At 73.3% G+C, this 20,489-nt stretch carries 20 protein-coding genes and 1 pseudogene; 7 read left to right on the forward strand and 14 right to left on the reverse strand.

Going from position 1 to position 20,489, the window contains the following annotated elements; translation table 11 throughout:
* Positions 1 to 445 precede the first annotated feature (445 nt).
* Positions 446 to 1,681, forward strand: coding sequence for a DEAD/DEAH box helicase (locus tag E1291_RS10770; protein WP_370770973.1), 1,236 nt, complete (start codon positions 446 to 448; stop codon positions 1,679 to 1,681).
* A gap of 12 nt (positions 1,682 to 1,693) precedes the next feature.
* Here the strand turns inward: E1291_RS10770 and E1291_RS10775 are convergent, their stop codons facing one another.
* From E1291_RS10775 to E1291_RS10785, 3 genes are all read right to left on the reverse strand, one after another.
* Entirely contained in the window at positions 1,694 to 2,431 is a 738-nt protein-coding gene (locus E1291_RS10775; protein ID WP_131737612.1) for a DUF4097 family beta strand repeat-containing protein, read from the reverse strand.
* A 278-nt stretch (positions 2,432 to 2,709) separates the two neighbouring features.
* On the reverse strand, positions 2,710 to 3,399 hold the full coding sequence (locus E1291_RS10780) for a DUF5825 family protein (protein WP_131737613.1): 690 nt from the start codon (positions 3,397 to 3,399) through the stop codon (positions 2,710 to 2,712).
* Between the two features lie 31 nt (positions 3,400 to 3,430).
* Positions 3,431 to 5,347, reverse strand: coding sequence for a RiPP maturation radical SAM C-methyltransferase (locus tag E1291_RS10785; protein ID WP_131737614.1), 1,917 nt, complete (start codon positions 5,345 to 5,347; stop codon positions 3,431 to 3,433).
* A 304-nt stretch (positions 5,348 to 5,651) separates the two neighbouring features.
* On the opposite strand from E1291_RS10785, the gene E1291_RS10790 reads away from it, so the two are divergent.
* Positions 5,652 to 6,905, forward strand: a complete 1,254-nt coding sequence (locus tag E1291_RS10790) for an MFS transporter (protein WP_131737615.1) — start codon at positions 5,652 to 5,654, stop codon at positions 6,903 to 6,905.
* Between the two features lie 59 nt (positions 6,906 to 6,964).
* On the opposite strand, the gene E1291_RS10795 is transcribed toward E1291_RS10790, so the two are convergent.
* The 3 genes from E1291_RS10795 to E1291_RS10805 all read right to left on the reverse strand — a co-directional run bounded on the left by E1291_RS10795 (position 6,965) and on the right by E1291_RS10805 (position 10,084).
* A complete protein-coding gene (locus E1291_RS10795) occupies positions 6,965 to 9,292 on the reverse strand; it encodes a thiamine pyrophosphate-binding protein (RefSeq protein WP_131737616.1) in 2,328 nt (775 codons plus the stop codon).
* A gap of 132 nt (positions 9,293 to 9,424) precedes the next feature.
* Positions 9,425 to 9,805, reverse strand: a complete 381-nt coding sequence (locus E1291_RS10800; RefSeq protein WP_131737617.1) for a DUF488 domain-containing protein — start codon at positions 9,803 to 9,805, stop codon at positions 9,425 to 9,427.
* 93 nt (positions 9,806 to 9,898) lie between these two features.
* On the reverse strand, positions 9,899 to 10,084 hold the full coding sequence (locus tag E1291_RS10805; RefSeq protein WP_131737618.1) for a hypothetical protein: 186 nt from the start codon (positions 10,082 to 10,084) through the stop codon (positions 9,899 to 9,901).
* Positions 10,085 to 10,251: 167 nt separating this feature from the next.
* On the opposite strand from E1291_RS10805, the gene E1291_RS10810 reads away from it, so the two are divergent.
* Positions 10,252 to 10,452, forward strand: coding sequence for a hypothetical protein (locus E1291_RS10810; protein WP_131737619.1), 201 nt, complete (start codon positions 10,252 to 10,254; stop codon positions 10,450 to 10,452).
* A gap of 56 nt (positions 10,453 to 10,508) precedes the next feature.
* Here E1291_RS10810 and E1291_RS10815 read toward each other — a convergent pair whose 3' ends face one another.
* The 4 genes and pseudogenes from E1291_RS10815 to E1291_RS44575 form a co-directional block, all read right to left on the reverse strand.
* On the reverse strand, positions 10,509 to 11,384 hold the full coding sequence (locus E1291_RS10815) for a hypothetical protein (protein ID WP_131737620.1): 876 nt from the start codon (positions 11,382 to 11,384) through the stop codon (positions 10,509 to 10,511).
* Positions 11,385 to 11,397: 13 nt separating this feature from the next.
* Positions 11,398 to 11,643, reverse strand: a complete 246-nt coding sequence (locus E1291_RS10820) for a hypothetical protein (protein ID WP_131737621.1) — start codon at positions 11,641 to 11,643, stop codon at positions 11,398 to 11,400.
* 165 nt (positions 11,644 to 11,808) lie between these two features.
* Positions 11,809 to 12,717 carry an ABC transporter ATP-binding protein gene (locus E1291_RS44570; protein ID WP_278045247.1) on the reverse strand — a complete coding sequence of 303 codons (909 nt, stop codon included), beginning with the start codon at positions 12,715 to 12,717 and terminating at the stop codon, positions 11,809 to 11,811.
* An 89-nt stretch (positions 12,718 to 12,806) separates the two neighbouring features.
* Positions 12,807 to 13,442: pseudogene (locus tag E1291_RS44575) on the reverse strand (ABC transporter transmembrane domain-containing protein); the annotation flags it as partial.
* Positions 13,443 to 13,750: 308 nt separating this feature from the next.
* Between E1291_RS44575 and E1291_RS10830 the strand changes: the two are divergent.
* Together E1291_RS10830 and def are read left to right on the forward strand one after the other, a co-directional pair.
* On the forward strand, positions 13,751 to 14,299 hold the full coding sequence (locus tag E1291_RS10830) for a MarR family winged helix-turn-helix transcriptional regulator (protein WP_131737622.1): 549 nt from the start codon (positions 13,751 to 13,753) through the stop codon (positions 14,297 to 14,299).
* Between the two features lie 409 nt (positions 14,300 to 14,708).
* Positions 14,709 to 15,314, forward strand: coding sequence for a peptide deformylase (gene def, locus E1291_RS10835; protein ID WP_131737623.1), 606 nt, complete (start codon positions 14,709 to 14,711; stop codon positions 15,312 to 15,314).
* A 5-nt stretch (positions 15,315 to 15,319) separates the two neighbouring features.
* Here def and E1291_RS10840 read toward each other — a convergent pair whose 3' ends face one another.
* The 3 genes from E1291_RS10840 to E1291_RS10850 are packed head-to-tail and all read right to left on the reverse strand — an operon-like array spanning position 15,320 to position 18,538.
* On the reverse strand, positions 15,320 to 16,954 hold the full coding sequence (locus tag E1291_RS10840) for a CocE/NonD family hydrolase (protein WP_207400668.1): 1,635 nt from the start codon (positions 16,952 to 16,954) through the stop codon (positions 15,320 to 15,322).
* 31 nt (positions 16,955 to 16,985) lie between these two features.
* A complete protein-coding gene (locus E1291_RS10845; protein ID WP_131737624.1) occupies positions 16,986 to 17,588 on the reverse strand; it encodes a DJ-1/PfpI family protein in 603 nt (200 codons plus the stop codon).
* Positions 17,585 to 18,538: a GlxA family transcriptional regulator gene (locus E1291_RS10850; protein WP_131737625.1), complete on the reverse strand. Its 954-nt coding sequence runs from the start codon at positions 18,536 to 18,538 to the stop codon at positions 17,585 to 17,587. The genes E1291_RS10845 and E1291_RS10850 overlap by 4 nt, the downstream gene beginning before the upstream one ends.
* Before the next feature lie 522 nt (positions 18,539 to 19,060).
* On the opposite strand from E1291_RS10850, the gene E1291_RS41910 reads away from it, so the two are divergent.
* Both E1291_RS41910 and E1291_RS10855 read left to right on the forward strand, forming a co-directional pair.
* Positions 19,061 to 19,207 carry a hypothetical protein gene (locus E1291_RS41910; RefSeq protein WP_165495061.1) on the forward strand — a complete coding sequence of 49 codons (147 nt, stop codon included), beginning with the start codon at positions 19,061 to 19,063 and terminating at the stop codon, positions 19,205 to 19,207.
* A 242-nt stretch (positions 19,208 to 19,449) separates the two neighbouring features.
* Entirely contained in the window at positions 19,450 to 19,845 is a 396-nt protein-coding gene (locus E1291_RS10855; RefSeq protein ID WP_131737626.1) for a VOC family protein, read from the forward strand.
* 54 nt (positions 19,846 to 19,899) lie between these two features.
* On the opposite strand, the gene E1291_RS10860 is transcribed toward E1291_RS10855, so the two are convergent.
* A complete protein-coding gene (locus E1291_RS10860) occupies positions 19,900 to 20,343 on the reverse strand; it encodes a GyrI-like domain-containing protein (protein WP_131737627.1) in 444 nt (147 codons plus the stop codon).
* Positions 20,344 to 20,489: the final 146 nt, after the last annotated feature.

A 20,489-nucleotide genomic window follows, 5' to 3' on the forward strand; every position in this document is an offset into this window, starting at 1 on the left:
ACAGGGCCCCGTCGAAGCACAGCGCCCCGCAGGACCCCAGCGCCCCGCCGACGCGCAACGCCGCAGCGGAACACAGCGCCCCGCCGAAGCACAGTCCTCCGCCGACACACGGCGCCCTACCGACACACAGCGCCGCAACGGGACTCAGGGCTCCACTGGAACACAGCGCTCCACTGCGACACAGAGCTCTACTGGAACACAGGGCTCCGGTGAGGCGCGGCGCGGCGCGAACGGGCAGCGTTCCGCCAACCCGCCGGGATCGGGGTCGCGGCGGGGCCGCCGCGGCGGCGCGTCCGCAGCCGCGGCTTCCAGCGCCGCGGCTCCCACGCAGTCCACACCCACGCGGTCCACACCCACGCAGGGCAAGCCCGCGCTGCCCCCGGCCGCGTCGTTCGCGGACCTGCCGCTGCCTTCGGGCGTCCTGGCGGCGCTGGACCGCGAGGGCGTGACGGTGCCGTTCCCGATCCAGGCCGCGGCGCTGCCGAACGCGCTCGCCGGGCGGGACGTCCTCGGCCGCGGCCGGACCGGCTCCGGCAAGACCCTCGCCTTCGGCCTGGCGCTGCTCGCCCGCGTCGCCGGCCGCCGGGCCGAGCCGCATCGCCCGCACGCGCTGGTCCTCGTCCCCACCCGGGAGCTGGCCCAGCAGGTCACCGACGCGCTCGTCCCCTACGCGGACGCCGTGGACCTGCGGCTCGCCACCGTGGTCGGCGGCACGTCGCTGCCCCGCCAGGCCGCCGCGCTGCGGCACGGCACGGACGTGCTCGTCGCGACGCCCGGCCGGCTCGCCGATCTGATCGAGCGCGGCGACTGCGCGCTCGACCGGGTGGAGGTCACCGTCCTGGACGAGGCCGACCAGATGACCGACATGGGGTTCCTGCCGCAGGTCACCCGGCTGCTCGCGCAGACCCCGGCCGGCGGCCAGCGGATGCTGTTCTCCGCGACGCTCGACCGGGACATCGAGGGGCTGGTCCGGCGCTTCCTCGCCGACCCGGTGACCCACTCGGTGGACCCGCCGGCCGGCGCGGTCACCACCCTGGAACACCACCTCCTGTACGTCGACGACGCCGACAAGCACGAGACGACCGCGCACATCGCCGCCCGCGACGGCCGCGTGATCATGTTCGTGGGGATGAAGCACGCCGCGGACCGGCTCGTCCGCAAGCTCTCCCGCCGCGGCATCTCCGCCGCCGCGCTGCACGGCGGCAAGACCCAGTCCCAGCGCAACCGGACCCTGGACGGCTTCAAGACGGGCGACGTCACCGTCCTGGTCGCGACCAACGTCGCCGCCCGCGGCATCCACGTCGACGACCTCGACCTGGTCGTCAACGTCGACCCGCCCGCCGACCACAAGGACTACCTGCACCGCGCGGGCCGTACCGCCCGCGCCGGGCGGGCCGGGACCGTGGTCACCCTCGTCCTGCCCGCGCAGCGCCGCGAGATGGACGGGCTGATGGCCGCGGCCGGGGTCACCCCGCGCACGGCGGGCGTCCGGCCCGGCGACGAGGAGCTGGTCCGGATCACCGGCGCGCGGCCCCCGGCCCGTGAGGCCGCGCCGGGTGCCACGCCGCCCGCGCGTCCCCGCCCCGAGGCCGCGGACGGCCGTGGACCGCGCGGCGGGCAGGCGCGAACCTCGGCCCCGAGGCGCGGGCCCCGCCGGGGCAGGCCGTCCAGGAACAGCTGACGGGCGCGGCCCTCAGGACGCGGCGATTTTGAAGGTGATCGCGCCGTTGCTGGTGGTCGCGTCGAGACGGTGGTCGCCGTTCGGGTCGTTGGGGACGCCGAGATTCTTGTCCCCGTTGCTGTTTCGCGCCGCCACCTGGTAGCGGCCGGTGGGGACGGTCAGGGTGACGGACCCGTTGGACGTCTTGGCCCAGATGTCCTGCGGCGTGGTCGAGGTCAGGTCGATCCCGCCGTTGGACGTCTGCGCGCGGATCCGGCCGCCGCGCAGGCCCCGTCCGGTGATCTGGCCGTTGGTCGTGCGGACGTCGACCGTGCCCGTGATCTGGTCCAGCCTGATGCGGCCCGAGGTGGTGGCGACCTGGATCGTTCCCATGTCGATGAGGCCGATCTCGCCGGTGGACGTCCGGCCGCTCACCGGAAGGCCCGCGGGAAGGTCGATCGTGTAGGTCACCGAGCAGTCGTCGCCGCAGCCCCGCAGGGTCAGGACCCCGCCCGCGACCTCGTACGTCGGGCCCGTGGGCTTGTCGTTCGCGTAGGCGATCGACCGGTGCAGGCTCACCTTCCCGGGGGTCCGGTGACCGCGCAGAATGACTCCGCCGGACGTGCTGTCCAGCCGGACGGAGGAGATCTTCTGCGCCAGGACGGCGTCGTCGGTGACCGTCGTCCGCTCCTTGAAATCGCAGGCCCCGAGCACGGCCGCGCCGGCCGAGACGGCGACGACGATTCCCACGAGACGAACCCGACGGCGCATGACCGCCCTCCTTGTGACGCACTGGACGAAGTGGGCGATCACCTGGTCGGGATCGCCAGATCACAGGTTACGGGCATCCGAATCGACCATGCCTCCCACCAGGGAGTGGTGATCACATACTTCCCCGGTACCGGGTCCGCGCGACCGGTTCGCCTGTGAGAGCCACCGGCGAGCGGGCCCCGCGTCCGGTGCCTGCGGGCTCGTCCCCACGGGCTCGTCTCACGGGGCACCGCGCAGAACGTGGCCGGCGACGAGCGCGACGACGAGGAGCACGGGGATCAGAAGTCGATCACTGGGACGGGCCAGCGCCGCAGCCGGTAGGGGAGCCGGACGGCGGAGCCGCCGATCTCCACGGCCAGTTCGGCGTCCAGCAGGTCGGCCAGGGAGGCGCGGTCCCCGGCCGGGAGCGCGGTGACGTCGAGGGGGTCGGCCAGCCGGTGGAAGAGATCGAGGACGTCCGGCTCATGGATCACGTAGCGCGCGCCCGGCTCGGCGCGGAGGTCCTGGACGGCCGCGAATCCGTTGCCGCGGCGCCAGTAGCACAGGCCGTAGCGGTGGGCGGCGCGCCACGCGTCCGCGGCGGCGTCGCCGTGGGACGGCGGGGCCAGGTGGACCAGCAGCTCGCACGGCAGGTCGGCGACCGGGCCGCCCCATTCGAGCGGGAGCCCGAGGGAGGTCATGCGGACGAGGAACGCGATCAGCGCGGGCGCCTCGGGACGGGCATCGAACTCCAGCGTCATGCCGATGACGCCGGCGGCCGGCAGGGCGGCGAGGGCCTCGTCGCCCGGGAACGCCTCGCCCGGCCCCGGCGCCGCCGCGCGCAGCCATGTCAGGGGGCCGGGCGGAACCGCCGTGCCCGCGGCCAGGTCACCGAGCGGCAGTTCCAGCACCCGGACGTCGGTCCTGCCCGAGGCCGCGGCCACCCCGGCGGCGCTCGTCAGGTCGACGGGGGAAAGGTCGCGGATCACCGGGGCGCTCCGCCCGGCGCCGGGGAGGCGGTCATGTGGCCGCCCCCACCATCGCCGGGGTGGGGATGGCCGTGCCCTTGACCAGCGTGGGGTCGTGTTCGGTCGACAGCGTGACGGCGCGGCCGGACTCGCGGTAGACGAGACCCAGGTCGGCGAGGTCGTCGACGAAGGCGGACGACCAGGCGGCGTCGACGGGCCACCCCGCGGACGCGAGCGTGCGGGCGAGGCTCTCCGGGGAGCGGCCACGGGAGAGGGCGGCGTAGGCGGCGACCTCCACGGGCTCGTCCAGGACGTGGTCGGCGTGGGCACACGCCGTCCGCCGGTCGTACAGGTGAAGGCGGCCGTCGACGGCGCGGTGGGTGAGGGACGAGCCCGGATAGGCGTCGCGCCAGTGGTCGAAGGCGGCCTTGAGGTTCCGCAGGGTCGTGCCGCCGACGCCGCGGTCGGGAGTCTCGAAGAGGTAGGCGACATCGGTCAGGTCGGCGTCGCCGAAGTGCGGGAACACGCCGCGGTACCAGGCACGCGGACGCCGTTCCCGAAAACCCATCTCCGGGTCGTCGAAGTAGGGATTGAACCGCTCCAACGCGATGCGGTGGGCACCGAGCGGCGGCTGCAGGTGGTGCAGCAGCGGGATCTGCGCGATGACCTCCTCATAGCACGCGACCGTCTCACCGGGGAATCCCACGAGATAGTTCCACAGGACGGTGAGGCCCTGCTCCTGGAGGTCCCGGAGGCTCGCCACGTTGCTCGCGCCGGTGATTCCCTTGCGCATCAGCTTCAGTGGAAGAGAATGCAGGTTCTCGATTCCCGGCTGAACCTGTATCACCCCGGCGGTGCGCAGGGAACGGGCTTTCTCGGGCGTGAGGTTGGCCTTGATCTCGTACATGATGCGCAGATCGAGGTCGCTTTTCTCCAATTCCGGGAAGACCGTATCGAAATAGGTCTTGTCGACGATGTTGTCGGTCGTGAGGACATCGAGAACATGGTGCCGCCCGACCCCCTCCATGAGCTCGGCGACGACCCGGTCCGGGGATTTCGAGCGGAACGGCAGAATGAGGTCCGAGAGCCCACAGAAGGTGCAATGGTGACGCTCTCCCCACCAGCAGCCGCGCGCCGTCTCCATCATCAGCGCGGGCTGGATGTAGTCCGCCACCGGGGAGTTCTCGACGCGGTCGAAATAGGCGTCCTGGTCCATCGGCGGGAAGTCGGCGCCTGACGGGAGGACGCCGCCCTCCGGCACGGCGCGGGCCGTCCCGGACGCGTCGCGCCAGCACAGCCCGGGGATCGCGGCGAGCAGTCCGGGGCGGTCTGCGGGATCGGCGGCCAGGGCCTCCAGGAGGGCGCGCAGCGGCGCCTCGCCCTCGCGGCGGACGACATAGTCGATCTCCGGGAAATTGCGGTGCAGCGCGGCGCCCATGGTGTCGTCGCAGTTGGAGCCGCCGAACACGATCGTGATGCCGGGGGCCAGCGCCCGCAGCCGACGTGCCACCGCCAGCGACGGGACGGTCTGGGAGAACGTCGTGGTGAAGCCGACGACGTCGGGCCGGCCGGCGATGATCTCCGCGGCGGCGCGGTCGGCGAACGCGGGGGCCAGCCGGAAGATCTCCGCGGCGACCCCGGGGTCGAAGCCGATCGCCGCGCACGCCCGCGCCGCGGCCGACGGCAGCCCGCCCGAGCCGCCGTACAGGGCGCCGGTGAACAGCCATTCCCCGATTCCGCCGGTGAATCCCTCTTCCGCCACGTACATATAGGACTCCGGCAGGAGCCGCGCTTTCACGTCTCCCGGCGCGGCCGTCCCGGCTTCGGCGAGCATGTCCTCGGCGAAGGAAATGCTGCCGTAGTAGGTCGTGACGTCGTGGTCCGGGTCGAGGGCGGCGGCGAGGACGCTCGCGGCGCCGTTGGGGGCGGTCATGAGATGCCAGGGCATGACCGCGAGGGTGACCCGCACGTGCCGTCCTCCAGAATTCAGGTGATCACGATGAGTGGGCACCGGACACGGAACGTGGCGCGAACCCGGAAAGGGTCCGGCCACGCCGGTGACCGTCAGAACTCGTGGCGCTGGCTCGCCGTCTGCTGCTTGCGGATGCTCTTTCGCTTCACGATCCCTCCCCCTCTCAACTCGATCATTCACTGAGCTTTTCTACCCGCCGGACTGTCGATCACCCGAGCGCTTTGGCCGGTATCGGCCAAGATCAGCTTCGTGTCCGGCAAATGTCGCCCGCTGTGCTTGTCTGGACACAGGGGAGGTCGTCATGGCGTTGCCGCGGGGGCGGTCGGGAACGGGCAACTCCTACCGGGCGCTGTTCGCCGTTCCCGGCGTGACAGGGCTCCTTACCGGATACCTGCTGGCGCGCATGCCCGCCGGGGTCATCGGGCTCTCGCTGCTCCTGCTCGGCCAGGAGACCGGCGGAGCGGCGCGGTCCGGGCTGCTGGTCGGCGTCTTCTCCGCGGCGCTCATGGTCGCGACGCCGCTGCTCGGCCGCGCGCTCGACACCTTCCCCGCGGGCCGGGTGCTCGCGGCGACCGCGGCGACGCACTGCGCGGCGCTCGCCGTCCTCGCGGCGGGCTGGTACACCGCGCCGTACTCCCCCGCGCTCTCGCTCGCCGGCGCCGCCCTCGCGGGCGCCTCGCTCCCCCCGGCCGGGCCCGCGCTGCGCGTCGCGCTGCCGGGCTTCGTCCCCGACGAGCTGCTGACGACCGCGTTCGCCTGCGAGGCGGTCGTCCTGGAGACCGTCTACGTCATCGGCCCGCTGCTCGTCGGCGGGCTCGGCGCGGTGGCGTGCTGGGCGCCGATGGCGGCGGCCGGCGGCTCGGCCGTCGCCGGGACGGCGGTGATGATCGCCGGTGGCCGGCTGCCCTGCGCCGCCCGCGCGGGCGGGACGGGCCGCGCCCTGTGGACGCTCGGCCCGCTCGCCGACGGCGGCGTCCGGCGGCTGCTGCTGGCCGCGTTCCTGTTCCTGCCGGCGCTCGCCGTCGTCGAGGTCGCGGTCGCCGCGGTCGCCGGGGAGCGGAACCGGCCGCACCTGCTCGGCGTCGTGATGGCGGCCGCCGCCGTCGCGAGCCTGGCCGGCGGCCTGCTGTTCGGCCTGCGCCGCTGGCCTGGCACCCCGCCGGTGCACGCGAGCGCGCTGGCCGGCTGGTTCGCGGCGGCGTGCGTGCTGGGCGCGCTGGCGCCCGCCCCCTGGCCGGCGGGCACCGCCGTCGCGCTGGGCAGCCTCGTCGTCGCCCCCGCCCTCGCCCTGTTCGGCCGGATCGCCGGGAACATCGCACCGTCCGGGCGGGCGGCCGAGACCTACACCTGGCTGTCCACGGTGAACAACTGCGGCCAGGCGGCGACGCTCCCGCTGGCCGGATGGCTCGCCGCGAAGGCGGGCCCGGAGGGGGCGTTCCTGCTGGCCGCCGGGCTCGCCGTCGCGTCCGCGCTGGCCATCCTCGGCAACCGGCACCGGCTCGCCCCCGCGCCACCACCACCGCCACCGCTCCCGGTGAAGGTCCTCCAAAGCTGACCACCCGGCCGAGAGAGACACCCTCCAGAGCCCGAGCCCTCCAGAACTGGCTGCCCGGTTCAGAGGAGGTCGAGGGCGGCGGACACGACGCTGTCGGTGTCCAGGCCGTGATGGCGGTAGACGTCATCGAGGTCGCCCGACTGGCCGAAGGCCGACACCCCCAGGTGGACGGAGCGGACGCCGTTCACCCCCGCGAGGAACGCGAGCGTGTGCGGGTGGCCGTCGAGAAGGGTCACCAGCGGCGCGGCGCGGCGTTCCGGGAACGCCGCCTCCAGGATCCACGTCTCGGCCCGCGCGCGCCCCGTCCGCGCCTGGACGGCGTCGAACAGCAGGCCGGGGCTCGTCACGCACACCACGTCCACGGCCGTGCCGAGCGACTCCAGCCGCTCCGCCGCGGCGAGCGCCTCGGGCACCAGCGCGCCCATCGCCGCGATCGTGACCGCGGGCGTCCCGGCCGCGCGCCGCAGCGGGTACGCCCCGGCGACGGCCTGGCGGCGGCGCCGCTCCCGAGCCGCCGGGTCGGCGGGGACCGCCGCGAGCGCCTGGTCGACGGGACGGGTGGACAGCCGCAGGTACGCCGACGTGCCGTCCGGGCGGCCGAGCCGCGCCATCGACGCCAGCAGCGTCCACTCGACGTCGATCGCGAACGCCGGCTCGTAGGCGACGCAGCCCGGCTGCTCCAGCCCCACCGACGGCGTCGTGACGGACTGGTGCGCCCCGCCCTCCGGGGCCAGCGACACCCCGGACGGCGTCCCGACGAGGATCGACTGGCCGCCCGCGTAGATGCCGAACGACCACGGCTCCAGCGCCCGCTCGACGAACGGGTCGTACAGCACGCCGATGGGGAAGAGCGGCTCGCCCCAGCGCGACCACGTCGTGCCCAGCTCGCCGAGCAGCCCGACGAGGTTCGTCTCGGCGATGCCCAGCTCCAGGTGCTGGCCGGTGGGACGCTCCCGCCAGTGCAGGATCGTCTCCGGGTCGTCCTCGAACCAGTCGCGGCGCTCCCGGGCGGCCCACACGCCGACCTTGTTGACCCAGCCGCCGAGGTTGGTGGACGAGCTGACGTCCGGGCACAGCGTGACGACGCGGCGGGCGGCCTCGGGTGCGGCGCGGGTCAGGTCGAGCAGCGTGCGTCCCAGCGCCGCCTGCGTCGTTTTCGTCCCGGCGGGCGTGCGGCCGAGATCCGCGGGGACGGCGGGTGGCGCGGCGGACGCGACGGGCGGTCGGCGCAGCCGGTCCGCGGTCCGCGCGCACAGCGCCGCCTCGGGACCGTCCGCGGGGAACGGCGCCCACGGGTCGGCCGGGTCCGCGCCGACGCGGGCGGCCAGCTCGCCGAGCTGCTCGCCGGTCAGCAGCGCGGAGTGGTTCTGCGGGTGGCCCTCGGTGGCCAGCCCGTACCCCTTCACCGTGTACGCGAAGATCACCGTGGGGCGGGTGTCGTCGATCGCGGCGAACGCCTCCCGGAGCGCGCCCAGGTCGTGCCCGCCGAGGTTGCGGATCGCGGCGTGCAGCGTCGCGTCGTCCAGGGTGGCGACGAGGTCCCGCAGCGCCGGGCCGTCGGGGAGCCGCTCGCGCAGCTCCGCGGGCGCGCAGCGCAGCAGCCGCTGGTACTCGGGGTTGGTCATCTCGTCGATGCGGCGGCGCAGCGCGTCGCCCCCGGGACGCTGGAACAGCCCCTCCAGGATCCGTCCGTACTTGACGGCGAGGACCTGCCAGCCCGCCGCCGCGAACATGCCGCGCAGCCGCCCCGCGCCGATCTCCGGGACGACCCGGTCCAGGGACTGCCGGTTCAGGTCGACGATCCACACCACCTCACCCAGGTCGCCGACCATCGGGTCGAGGATCGCCTCCCAGCACGCCCCCTCATCCAGCTCGGCGTCGCCGACCAGCGAGTACTGCCGCCCGGTCCCGGCGTCCCGGCCAGCGGAGGCGCCCGTGGAGGAGGCGGTGGAGGAGACGTAGCGGCGGGCCAGCGCGCCCCAGATCGGGGCGGTCGCGCCGATCCCGACCGACCCCGTCGAGTAGTCGACCGGGTCGGGGTCCTTCGCGCGGGACGGGTAGCTCTGCAGGCCGCCGAACGCGCGCAGCGTCGTCAGGTACTCCGCGTCCAGCTCGCCGAGCAGGTGGTTGATCGCGTGCAGGACGGGCGAGGCGTGCGGCTTCACCGACACCCGGTCCCCGGGGCGCAGGTGCCCGAACCACAGCTCCGTCATGATCGACACCATTGAGGCGCTGGAGGCCTGGTGCCCGCCGACCTTCAGCCCGGACGGGTTCGGCCGCACCCGGTTGGCGTGGTCGATGATCGCCGTCGCGAGCCAGAGGACGCGCCGCTCCACGTTGCGGAGCACGGCGTCCCGGTCGAGGGCGGGCTGCACGGGGGTGTTCATGGTCATCACTCCTGGAGCGGCGTCGTCGGCGCCCCGGGCATCGGCGCATGGATCGTTCCACGCCGAAGATCGGGTCAGGCCATCGTCGCCATCGGCTCCCGTGACCGCAAGGGGGACCGGCGGCGGGCGGGCTCAGCCCAAGAGGGCGGCGAGGACCGCGGCCTGGCTGTGCTCCACGTCCTTCGTCGCGGTGAGCAGGGTCAGCGGCCCGTCCTCGGCGAGGGACCGCAGCCGTTCCAGGGCGTCCGCGCGCTCCGGCTCCGACAGCTCGGCGTCGTAGCGGCTCCTGAACTCGGCGAACCTGTCGACGCTGTGGCCGTACCACTTGCGGAGGTCCGTCGATGGGGCGACGTCCTTCTCCCACTCGTCCAGGTGGGCGTCCTCCTTGGTCAGGCCGCGCGGCCACACCCGGTCGACCAGCACCCGCGCCCCGTCATCGTCGGACGCGGGCTCGTACACCCGGCGCACACGAACAGCGCTTCCCCGACCGCTGCTCCTTCGCCCACTGGCCATGCCCGTTCCTCCTGATCACTCCCGTCCCGCCCGGTCTCTCCGCCTGCTGTCCCCGGTCCGATCCTCGGTCACACCTCACCGGGAACGCCCCGGTCATCCGGGAGGCGGCTCGGCGGCGGTCCGGCGGGCGAACTCCCCCGCCAGCGCCCGTCCCAGGACCTCGTCGTCCGGGCGGGTCCGCTCCAGGTACTCCAGCGCTTCGGCCAGTTCGGCGGTGGTGAGCCCGCGCAACGGCTTGCGCGCCCAGCTCGGGAGATCACCGGCGGACCAGGTGTTCATGAGCGGCCCTCCCTGCTGTCCTGGTCGTGCTGTCCTGGTCGTGCTGTCCTGGTCGTGCTGTCCTGGTCGTGCTGTCCTGGTCGTGCTGTCCTGGTCGTGCTCGTTCGGGTGGCGGGCGGCGGCGCGGCGGCCGGGATCCGCTCGGCCCGTTCCCCTAAAATCGCCGCGTGCATTGGTGGAGCCAGCAGGCGTGGGACGCGGCCGCCGAGGCGCAGGCGGCGGATCCCTCGCCGCGCAATCTGATGGCGGCCGCCCAGGTACAGGCGCTCATTTCGATGGCGGAGGCGCTGCATCGCGTCGCCACCGTTCTGGAAGAACGCGATGAAGAGCACACCGTCCCGCCCTCGGCCGCCCGGCCGAAAGCATGAGGAGATGAAATAACCGGTGTGCCCGGAGAAAGGGCACACCGGTATTCCAGCCGGATTCAGACGTCGCTGAAACTCCTGCGTTCGGGGCGGCCGTTGCTACCGCGCCCATTGGCACTGGTCCCATGAGCACTGGAGCCATGGGAACCGGATCCATGAGAACCGGGCCCACTGGCCCCGGCGGTGAACCGGGACGTCTTGGCCGCGGACGGCCGGATGGGGGCCGCCGGAGGCTCGGCCGCGGGCTCGCTCTCGGCCGCGACGGGAACGAGCCCGTCCTCCTCGGGCACCGGCACCGGCCGGGGCCGGTCGCGCAGCCGCGCGGCGGCCTGCCGCAGGGCCCGCTCCCCGACCAGGCGGGTCAGCTCCAGCCCCCAGCAGTCCAGCTTGTCGGCGTCGGTCAGGTCGTCGCGGTGGCCGAGCTCGGCGGCGAGCCCGCCGAGCCGCTGCGCCTCGCCGAGGTCGAACTCGCGCATGAGGTGGCAGCACAGCTCGGCCAGCGCCGCGTGGTCGCGCTCGAAGGACAGCCCCGACAGGTCGTTGTGCGACAGCCGGCTGAGCGCCCGCTTGCGCTCCAGCTCGGCGTCCGCGATCCGCAGTACGCCGTTGAGCAGCGCGACCGGGCCGGTCCCGGGCCCGCGGGCCAGGGCGGGAGCGAACGACATGCGCAGCAGCGCCGCCGAGCCGAACCCGGCGGCCATCACCCGCACGACCAGCAGGCTCACCGGGGGCATCGTCGCGGGGAGGCCGAACGTCCAGCCCGCCGCGGTCACCACGATCAGCGCGAGGACGGACGCGCTGGTGTTGACGAGGGCGAACAGCAGCCCACCCGGCGACAGCAGCGCCGCGGCGGGCTTGTCGCGGTAGCGCGCGACGAGCTCGGCGACCCCGATCGCGCCGCCGATCAGGGCGGCCAGGAACATCTCGATGATCATGGACGGGTCCGCTCTACGCGCTACGGGCGCTCAGGCGGCCGAACGGGTGCTCCTCGACCCGGCCGCCGGTCGCCGGCGGGGCCGGGCGGCGCTCCGCGGCCGGTTCGGCGCGGCCGACCTCCAGGAAGACCATCAGCCATTCCGCCGGACCCGCCGCGAGGCCGCGATGGGCGCGCAGGCCCCGCTCGCGCGCGCGGAGAAAGGTCAGCAGCCATCCGGTGGGCCCGGCCGCCACGCAGGTGCGAATTCGTGAATGCATGGGGCGACCATTCCGTAGCGCGGCGGTGAAGTCGACGTTCGCCGCGTCAAGTTTTCTGAGATCACCGGTACCACCGGCCGAGGACGGGAGTTTTGCGTCGTTTTCTCAAACAGCGCGGGCCGCGGCGGGCTCGTTGTTTCCTTTACGCGTTTCTCTTCGCGCGGCTCATGCCGCGGTGGTGAGGGACTCGTCGCGGGCGACGAGACCGGCGTACCGGCCGCCGAGCGCGAGCAGTTCCGCATGGGTGCCGCGCTCGGCGACGCGCCCGCGGTCGAGGACGACGATCTGGTCCGCGTCCCGCACCGTGGACAGCCGGTGCGCGATGGTGATCGTCGTGCGGCCGGCGGCGAGCGCGTCCACGGCCCGCTGGACGGCGCGCTCGGTCCGCGTGTCGAGCGCGCTGGTCGCCTCGTCCAGCACGAGGACCGGCGGGTCGCGCAGGATCGTGCGGGCGATCGCCAGCCGCTGCTTCTCACCGCCGGAGAACCGGTGGCCGCGCTCGCCGACGAGCGTGTCGTACCCGGCGGGCAGGGCGCTGATGTGGTCGTGGATCTGCGCGGCGCGCGCGGCGGCCTCCAGTTCCTCGTCCGACGCGCCGGGCTTGGCGAACCGCAGGTTGTCGGCGACGGACGCGTGGAACAGGTACGTCTCCTGCGAGACGACGCCGACGGCGGCGGACAGGTCGGCGAAGGAGAGGTCGCGGACGTCCACGCCGTCGAGGGTGACCCGGCCGGACGTCACGTCGTACAGGCGCGGGACGAGGTGGCCCAGCGTGGTCTTGCCCGCGCCGGTCGCGCCGACGACGGCGAGCGAGGTGCCCGCCGGGACGGTGAGGTCGATGCCGGACAGCGTCGGCGTCCCCGGCTCGTAGGAGAAGCCGGCGTCCTCGAAGCGGACGTCGCCGCGGACGGCCGGCAGCGGCCGGGGGTCGGCGGGTTCCACGAGGTCGGGCCGCAGGTCCAGGTACTCGAAGACGCGGCGGAACAGCGCCATCGAGGTCTGGACCTCCACGCCCGTCTGGAGCAGTTGGACGGACGGGCGGAACAGGCTCGTCTGCAGGGTCGTGAAGGCCACGAGCGTTCCGATGGACACGAGCGGGTGGCCCTGGAGACGGTGAACCCGGCGGCCCAGTAGACGAGCGCGGGCATCGCCGACATGACCATCTGGATCGTCGACTGCCGCCAGCGCCCGGCCATGCTCGCCCGCATCTCCAGGTCGACCAGGCCGCGGGACTCGGCGGCGAACCGGTCGGTCAGCGCCTGGGAGCGGCCCATCGTGCGGCCGAGCAGGATCCCCGAGACCGACAGCGACTCCTCGACGATGGCCGACATCGCGGCCATCTGCCGCTGCCGCCGGGAGGTGATCCGGCGCCGCTCGCGGCCGACCCTGCGGCTGATCCACACGAACAGCGGGAGCGTGCCCAGCGAGACCAGCGTGAGCCGCCAGTCGAGGGCGAGCATCGCGATGACGGTGGCGGTGACGGAGGTGAAGTTGGAGACGAGCGAGGTCGCGGTGGAGGTGACGGTCGACTGCATGCCGCCGATGTCGTTGGCGATCCTGGACTGCACCTCGCCGGTGCGGGTCCGTGTGAAGAACGCGAGCGGCATCCGCTGGAGGTGGGCGTAGACGGCGGTGCGGAGGTCGTGCATGACCCGCTGGCCGACGCCGGTGGACATGTAGGTCTGCAGCACGCCGAGGGCGCTGGTGACGACCGCGACGGCGATCATGCCGAGGACCAGCAGGGTCAGCAGCCCGGTCCGGCCGCGCGGCAGCGCGACGTCCAGGATGTGCCGCAGCATGAACGGCGACGCGAGCCCCACGAGCGAGGACAGCGCGACGAGCAGCGCGACCGCGGCGAGCCGGCCGCGGTAGGGCCGGAACAGACGCAGAACGCGCCGGACGTCGCTTCTCTGAGTCTCGCTTCTCTGGGGCTCGCTCTTCCGGGTCTCGCTGTCCTGAGGATCGTTCGTCCGGTGATCGTGCTCGTGAGGATCGGGCTTCCGGGTGTCCGGTGACGGCACGGGCGGCTCCTTCCGGGGGCTGTCCCCAAGGCTAACTGAGCTTGGCTCATAATCATTCCCTTGAACTATGAGCTAGGCTCGGTTATATGGACAACGTCCCAGCCGGCCCCGGGCAGTTGAAGCACGAGCAGTTGAAGCACGGGCAAGCAGAGCACGGGCAGCCAGAGCAGGAGCAGGCGGAGCACGGGCAGGGCGCGCACGGGCAGGATCACGATGTGGCCGATCTGTTCCTGCGGGCCGCCCGGCGGATGCGCCGGCACCAGTCGGAGAAGCTCGCCCCGCTCGGTCTGACCCCGGCCCAGGCGCGCGCCCTCAGGGTCGTCGTCGGCGGCGGGCCGCTGCGGATGGTCGATCTCGCCGACCGGCTCGGGATCGTCCCGCGCTCGGTGACGACGCTGGTGGACGCCCTGGAATCGGCGGGACTCGTCACCCGTGCCCCCGATCCCGCCAACCGCCGGTCGCTGCTCGTCGAGGCGACCGAGGAGGGACGGGCGGTCCGCGAGCGGATGGCGGGGATGCGCAGGGAGGCGGTGCGGGAGGTGCTGGCGCCGCTCTCGGCGGAGCAGCGGGAGTCGCTGCGGGAGCTGCTCACGGTCATCGACGCCGCGGCGCCCCGCCACCGCCGCGGCTGCTGACGGCCCCCCTGGGGCTGGCGACCGCCCCCGAGTCGACGACGGCCCCCGGGCCAATGCCCCCGGGTCAACGGACGGAGGGGCCACTTCCCCCGAAGCGGCCCCTCTCCCCCCGTTCCACCGGAGCGACCGGGGCGGCCTCGTAGCCGGGCCTGCCGCTCCCCCCGAAGCGGTCCGCTCCTTTCGGAGCGGTTCGCGCCGGTCGTCCGGTGGATGAGACGAACGTAGCGAGCCCCTCGCCGTCCCGGCGGCGCTTCCCGGGCCCGCGTCGACGAGCGGCTGACTATGTGCGACGAGCGGGACACGCACAGTGGCGCAGGTCGGGGGCGGCGGAACGGCGCTCCGGGCCATAAGGTCGCGGTGCTGCCATAGGGTCACGGGTGCTGGATGTGCGCTGGCGGGAGGCAAAGACATGGCGGGACGGGTACGGGCGATCACGCTGGTGGGGACTCCGGTCCTGCACCGGCCATGCCGTCCGGTCGAGGAGTTCGACGCGGCGCTGGCGGAGCTGGCCGAGGACATGTTCGCCAGCATGTACGCGGCGAAGGGCGTCGGGCTGGCCGGCAACCAGGTCGGCGTCGACCTGCGGATCTTCGTGTACGACTGCCCGGACGAGGACGGCGAGCACCACAAGGGCGTCGTGGTCAACCCCGTCCTGGAGCTGCCCGCGCTGGAGGACCGGCGCCTGGACGACGGGGACGAGGGGTGCCTGTCGGTCCCCGGTCCGTACGCGCCGCTGGCCCGGCCCGACCACGCCACCGTCCACGGCTTCGACCTGACCGGCGAGCCGCTGACGGTGGAGGGGACGGGGCTGCTGGCCCGGTGTCTCCAGCACGAGACCGACCATCTTGAGGGCAAGGTCTTCATCGACCGTCTTTCCAAGCGCGCGCGGAAGAAGGTCCTGAAGGAGTACGAGGAGCGGCGCGCGGCGGCGGAGGCCGCCTCTGGGGCCGACGCTCAGTCCGCCCCTGAGGCCGATCCGGAGAGCGACCCCGGGACCGGCGCTCAGGCGGACTGACCCGCTCAGCCCCAGACGGGCAGGACCACGGCGGACGGGTGCGCGGGGTCCCGCAGGATCTCGAAGCGGGTCCGGAGGGAAGCGACGGCGGCGCCCGCGGGCTCGCCGGTGCCGTGGTTGCGGGCGAAGCGCGGGAACGCCCCGCCCGCCAGCACGACCCGGAGCCGGTGACCGCGGCGGAACCGGTAGCCGGTCGGGTGCAGCTCGACCTCGGCGCGGACGGCGCGCCCGGCCTCGCCGGTGTCGGCCAGCCGCACGATCCCGTCGGTGACGTTCCGGGACGTCCCGCGCTCGTCCACGTCACAGAGCCGCACGAACAGGTCGCCGTGGCCGGTGCTCGTCCGGACGTGGACGGTCGCGGACACCGGGCCGATCAGGTCGAGGTCGCCGGTCAGGGGCGGGCCGGTGAGGACGGCCACGTCGTCGCGGCGCTCGATCCGGCCGTTGTCGCGCTGGCCGCCCTTGCCCGGGGACAGCAGCGGGCCGCCGACGGACGGGGTCGGGTCGTAGGGGTCGTAGGTGAAGCTGACGGGCTCCAGATCGGCGGGCGGATCCCAGGACAGGCCATCGCTGAGGTAGAGCGAGGTGGGCTTCGTCTCCGGCGGAGGCCACTGCTCGAAGTCCAGCCACCGTCCGGCCTTCTGGAGGTACAGCCGGACGGGCGCGCGCCTGAGCTCCGCCGCATCGCCCTGAAGGTGGGCCGACAGCCACGACACCTGGTCGGCGAGGATCGCGCGGAGCGCCCGTGCGTCATGCCCCCACGGCCCGATAGTGATGCGGGTTTCCTGGCCGGCCTCTTGGAGGGCGGCGAAGTCGCGGAGCTGCCCGCGCAGGAACAGGTCCCACCAGCCCGCCACGAAGCTGGCGGGCGAGGCCGTCTTGGCGACGGCGCCGCTGTGGTCGGTCTCGTCCCAGAAGCCGTCGTCCCCGGAGCCACCGCCCTCTGCGTGCGCGGTGACCTCCCGCAGGAACGGCTCGGGCCGTCCGATCGCGGCGACGTCGGCCTCCCCCACCGGCAGGTGCCGCATCGCGCGCCGGACCCGCCGGTCGTGCAGCGGAGTGGGCGCCAGGCCGCCGAGCCGCGCGCCGTCCCGCGTGCCCAGCATCGAGGACCAGACCAGCGTGTTGTGCAGGGCGAGCGCGCCGCCCGGATAGAACGAGCTGACGAACTCGGAGGCGGTGATACCGAGGCCCATCGCCGCCAGCGGCGGGTCCGCGTACGGCGCCATCGCCCACCCGGCGAACCCGAGGTAGCTCGCCCCGGCGACCGCGACCCGCCCGTCGCACCACGGCTGATCGCGCAGCCACGCGAGGGTGGCCAGCCCGTCGGCGCGCTCGTCGTGGAAGGCGCGGAACCGGCCGCCCGACCCGAACACGCCGCGGGTGTTCTGCACGACGACCTGGAACCCGCGCCGGGCGAGGACGCGGGCGAGCAGCCGCACGTCCGCGGCGTGCTTGCCGTAGGGGGTGCGCACCAGCACCGCGGGCAGCGGGCCCGTTCCGCGCGGGCGGTACACGTCCGCGACGAGGATTATCCCGTCCGACATGGGGACGCACACGTCGTGGGCCACACCGGTATCGGGTGTGCTCACCTCCGGAAGTCCCAGCACCCGGCCGGCGAGACGCCCCAGCACCGTCATCGAACCTGCTCCCGTCAGTGCCGCGCGGCCCTCAGACGGGCTCGTCGGCCAGGTAGGGCGGGGCGGGCTCGTACTGGATGTAGCGGCGCACCGCCCTCGCGTGGTCACGGCCGTGAATACGGCCGACCAGCCACAATGCCATGTCGATGCCCGCGGACACACCTTGACTCGTGACAAGGTTCCCATCAACGACATAGCGGGCGTCGCGGACGACGGTGACCTCGCCCCGCTTCTCCAGAAACTCCTCCGCCGCCCAGTGCGTGGCCACCCGGCGCCCACGCGCCGGACCCGCCGCGTGCAACAGGATCGAACCGGTGCACACCCCCGTCACCCACGCGGCGCGCGGAGCGGTCCTCGCGATCCACCCGGTCACGGCGGGGTTCGACACCTGCTTCTCGGCCGGACCGCGCCCGCCCGGGACGACCAGGACGTCCAGCTCCGGATGGTCGTCGAAGGTGTGGTCGGGCAGCACACGCAGCCCCTTGGCGAATCGGACGGGCCGCGCCTCCTCCGCGATCGACACCACGACGTCGCCGGACTCGCGGACCGCCGCCGACGCGCAGAACACCTCCCAGGGCCCCGCGAAGTCGAGCTCCTCGGCGTCCTCACAGATCATCAACCCGTAGGTGGTCATGCGAACTCCTTCATCCCTTGAAAACGCGCCCGGTAGTCGGACGGGGCCACGCCCACGTTCCGGTGGAACGCGCGGCGCAGCGTCTCGCCCGTCCCGAAACCGAGCCTGCGGGCCAGCGTCGCGACGGGCTCGTCGCCCTCCGCGAGCGCGCGCCGCGCCGCCTCGATCCGGACCCGCTCGACGTAGGCGGCCGGCGGGACGCCGACCTCCGCGCTGAACCGGCGCTGGAGGTGCCGCACGCTGAGCCCCGAGTCCGCGGCCAGGTCGGCGATGCTGTGCCGGGCGCCCGGGTCGGCCTGGATCGAGGCGAGGACCGCGCGAATCGGGTCGGAGGCGGGCGGCGCCGACCACAGCGGCACGCTGAACTGCGACTGGCTGCCCGGCCGGCGCAGGAACAGCACCAGCTCCCGCGCGGCCTTGTGCGCCGTCTCCCGGCCGTGGTCGGCCTCCACCAGCGCCAGCGCCAGGTCCATGCCCGCCGTGACCCCGGCCGACGTCCACACCCGGCCGTCCCGGATGAAGATCGGGTCGGAGTCCACGACCAGCTCCGGGAACTCGGCGCGGAGCTGCTCCTCGCGACCCCAGTGCGTGGTGACCCGGCACCCGTCCAGCAGCCCGGCGGCGGCGAGCAGGATCACGCCGCTGCACACCGACGTCAGCCGCCGTGCCTTCCTCGCGACCGCCGAGACCCAGCCGAGCAGCGCCGGGTCGTGGCGGGCCTGGTCGACGCCGTTCCCGCCCACGACCACGAGGGTGTCGACGGTGCCGGGCGGGAAGTCGGCGACCCCGTGCGGGGCGTGCACGGACAGTCCGCCGCTCGAGCGGACGAGCCCCGCCCGCGGCGCCACGACCACGCACTCGTACCGGCCGGTGAACGAGAACACCTCGTGCGGCCCGGTCAGGTCGAGCATCTGGAAGTCGTCATAGATAAGGAAGGCGACCCGCTGCATGCCCCCCAGGTTGACCCCTCATGAACATGGCGTCAACGACACGTACCCCACACTTCGCGCCATCCGGCGCGCCGCGACTCCGGATCCGCTACCGCCCGCGCCCGTCCCGCACGGCGCCTTCGATCGCGCCTCGGCCCCGTCCCTCCGCCCACCCTCTTTCGGATTTCACGAGCGAAGACAATTAACGACTTGACACGGCCGGGGCCATTATGGCTAACTCTTACGCATGAAGCTTTGATTCTTCCCGGTCGAGCCGCCGCGGTAGCACCGCGGCCCGCTCCCGCTCTCCGCGCCAGAGGCGCACTCCCCGCACGGCGAACCCGTCTCGGTCCCGCTATCGCAGCCCCGTCACGACGGGTGCGCCATCGCGGCTCCGTCATCGCGGTTCCGTGGTCCGACCAGGTCGCGACCGGTGCCGTCGGCGTGCCCTCCGGCCTTCCCCTTCACCCTTTTTTCACATCGCCGTCCCCCTTTCTCGGCCCGGCGTGGCCGAATTCGAACGTGCCCGGAGGTGGTTTGTTCATGCGTGCCATTCACTCGTCTGATCCCTTCGCGAAGTCCAAAAAGAAGGGCAAGCGCAAGAACACCGATGTCAGGTCGGCGGCCTTCGTCGGCAACCGGCGCAACACCCGGCAGCTGCCCACCCGGCAGCTCAACCGGGGCCGCTGACCCGAGCGGCCGACCCGAAGCCGCCCGAACAGGCGGCCTGAGCCGTCGGCACGCCCCACGGATGGAGTCACCGACATGAAGTACAGAGACATGAACTGACACGAGCCGCTGACAGGGTCCCCGGCCCGCCCTCGTGAGGGCGGACCGGGGCTTTGGCGATCGGCTCCGGCAATGGGCTCCGGCGCCATGGGACGCGAGCGGGGCTCGACCTCGGAGAGATCGGCGGAGCCTAGCTTGGGGGCATGGAGATCCCGGAGCACTACAAGCAGGCCGTCATCCCGCACATCATGCTCGACGGGGCCGCCGAGGCGATCACGTTCTACGCCGCCGCGTTCGGGGCGTCCGAGCTGTTCAGGCTGGAGGACGAGGACGGGCGCATCTCGCACGCCGAGATCAGCGTGCAAGGCTCGACCCTCATGCTCGGCGACGCGCACAAACCGTTCTCGACCCCCGCGGGCGCGCCGTCGGTCGGGCTGCACGTCTACGTGCCGGACGTGGACGCCCTGACCGCGCAGGCCGTGGAGGCGGGCGCGGAGCTGCTCTCACCGCCTACGGACATGGTCTACGGCGCACGTCAGTCGATGCTCCGCGACCCGTACGGCCACGTCTGGATCCTCCTCACCCCCACGTCATCCTGACCCGCCTCGCTCCCACGGCGGATCGCCCTCCTGGACACCGGGGATACCGGCCTCTCAGCGGACGGCCAGGAGCAGGTCCGCGCCGTCCGGACCGTGGATCTCAAGGTCCGTGGTGAACGCGCGCGGTGGATCGGTGTGGTCCCACGCCACCTGCCAGGCGTCGATGAGCGCACCCGGCATGGGACCGCGCGCCTCCAGCCTGAGGCACCGGGCGGCGGGCACCCGGACGACGACCAGCCCCTCCGGGAGGTCCGCGAGATCGGACACGGCCACACCGACGATCTGCGTGTAGGCGCCGTGATGGTCGCTCTCGTAGTCGGTCAGGACGGCGTAGAGCCGCGCGTCCTTCCGCGATCCCACATGGTCGAACGCGCCCGGGGCGCCCGCGCGGGCCCAGAGGCCCGCCAGGAGGCCGCGGGACGGGTCGGCCTCGGCCTCGTTGGTCGTCCGGACGGCCCGGCCCACGACCAGGATCTCTTCACGCTCCACAAGCTCCATGCTCCCCATCCTGCCCATGCTCCCCATGAAACCCCTAGGTCTCACGGGACCGTCCTGTGCCCTGGACCTGCGCCTATACGCCCCCCGGCTCTCCGGCGGACTGCCCCGCCCGCCGTCCACCCGCCCCCCAAAGAAGAACAGTTACC

The organism is Actinomadura roseirufa, assembly GCF_900659635.1.
In the GTDB taxonomy this organism is placed as follows: Bacteria; Actinomycetota; Actinomycetes; order Streptosporangiales; family Streptosporangiaceae; genus Spirillospora; species Spirillospora roseirufa.

Coding starts and splice junctions, on each gene's coding strand:
- E1291_RS10775 (WP_131737612.1), bottom strand. CDS start 2,431: ATGCGCCGTCGGGTTCGTCTCGTGGGAATCGTCGTCGCCGTCTCGGCC.
- E1291_RS10790 (WP_131737615.1), top strand. CDS start 5,652: ATGGCGTTGCCGCGGGGGCGGTCGGGAACGGGCAACTCCTACCGGGCG.
- E1291_RS10795 (WP_131737616.1), bottom strand. CDS start 9,292: ATGAACACCCCCGTGCAGCCCGCCCTCGACCGGGACGCCGTGCTCCGC.
- E1291_RS10800 (WP_131737617.1), bottom strand. CDS start 9,805: ATGGCCAGTGGGCGAAGGAGCAGCGGTCGGGGAAGCGCTGTTCGTGTG.
- E1291_RS10805 (WP_131737618.1), bottom strand. CDS start 10,084: ATGAACACCTGGTCCGCCGGTGATCTCCCGAGCTGGGCGCGCAAGCCG.
- E1291_RS10815 (WP_131737620.1), bottom strand. CDS start 11,384: ATGATCATCGAGATGTTCCTGGCCGCCCTGATCGGCGGCGCGATCGGG.
- E1291_RS10820 (WP_131737621.1), bottom strand. CDS start 11,643: ATGCATTCACGAATTCGCACCTGCGTGGCGGCCGGGCCCACCGGATGG.
- E1291_RS10830 (WP_131737622.1), top strand. CDS start 13,751: ATGGACAACGTCCCAGCCGGCCCCGGGCAGTTGAAGCACGAGCAGTTG.
- def (WP_131737623.1), top strand. CDS start 14,709: ATGGCGGGACGGGTACGGGCGATCACGCTGGTGGGGACTCCGGTCCTG.
- E1291_RS10840 (WP_207400668.1), bottom strand. CDS start 16,954: ATGACGGTGCTGGGGCGTCTCGCCGGCCGGGTGCTGGGACTTCCGGAG.
- E1291_RS10845 (WP_131737624.1), bottom strand. CDS start 17,588: ATGACCACCTACGGGTTGATGATCTGTGAGGACGCCGAGGAGCTCGAC.
- E1291_RS10850 (WP_131737625.1), bottom strand. CDS start 18,538: ATGCAGCGGGTCGCCTTCCTTATCTATGACGACTTCCAGATGCTCGAC.
- E1291_RS41910 (WP_165495061.1), top strand. CDS start 19,061: ATGCGTGCCATTCACTCGTCTGATCCCTTCGCGAAGTCCAAAAAGAAG.
- E1291_RS10855 (WP_131737626.1), top strand. CDS start 19,450: ATGGAGATCCCGGAGCACTACAAGCAGGCCGTCATCCCGCACATCATG.
- E1291_RS10860 (WP_131737627.1), bottom strand. CDS start 20,343: ATGGAGCTTGTGGAGCGTGAAGAGATCCTGGTCGTGGGCCGGGCCGTC.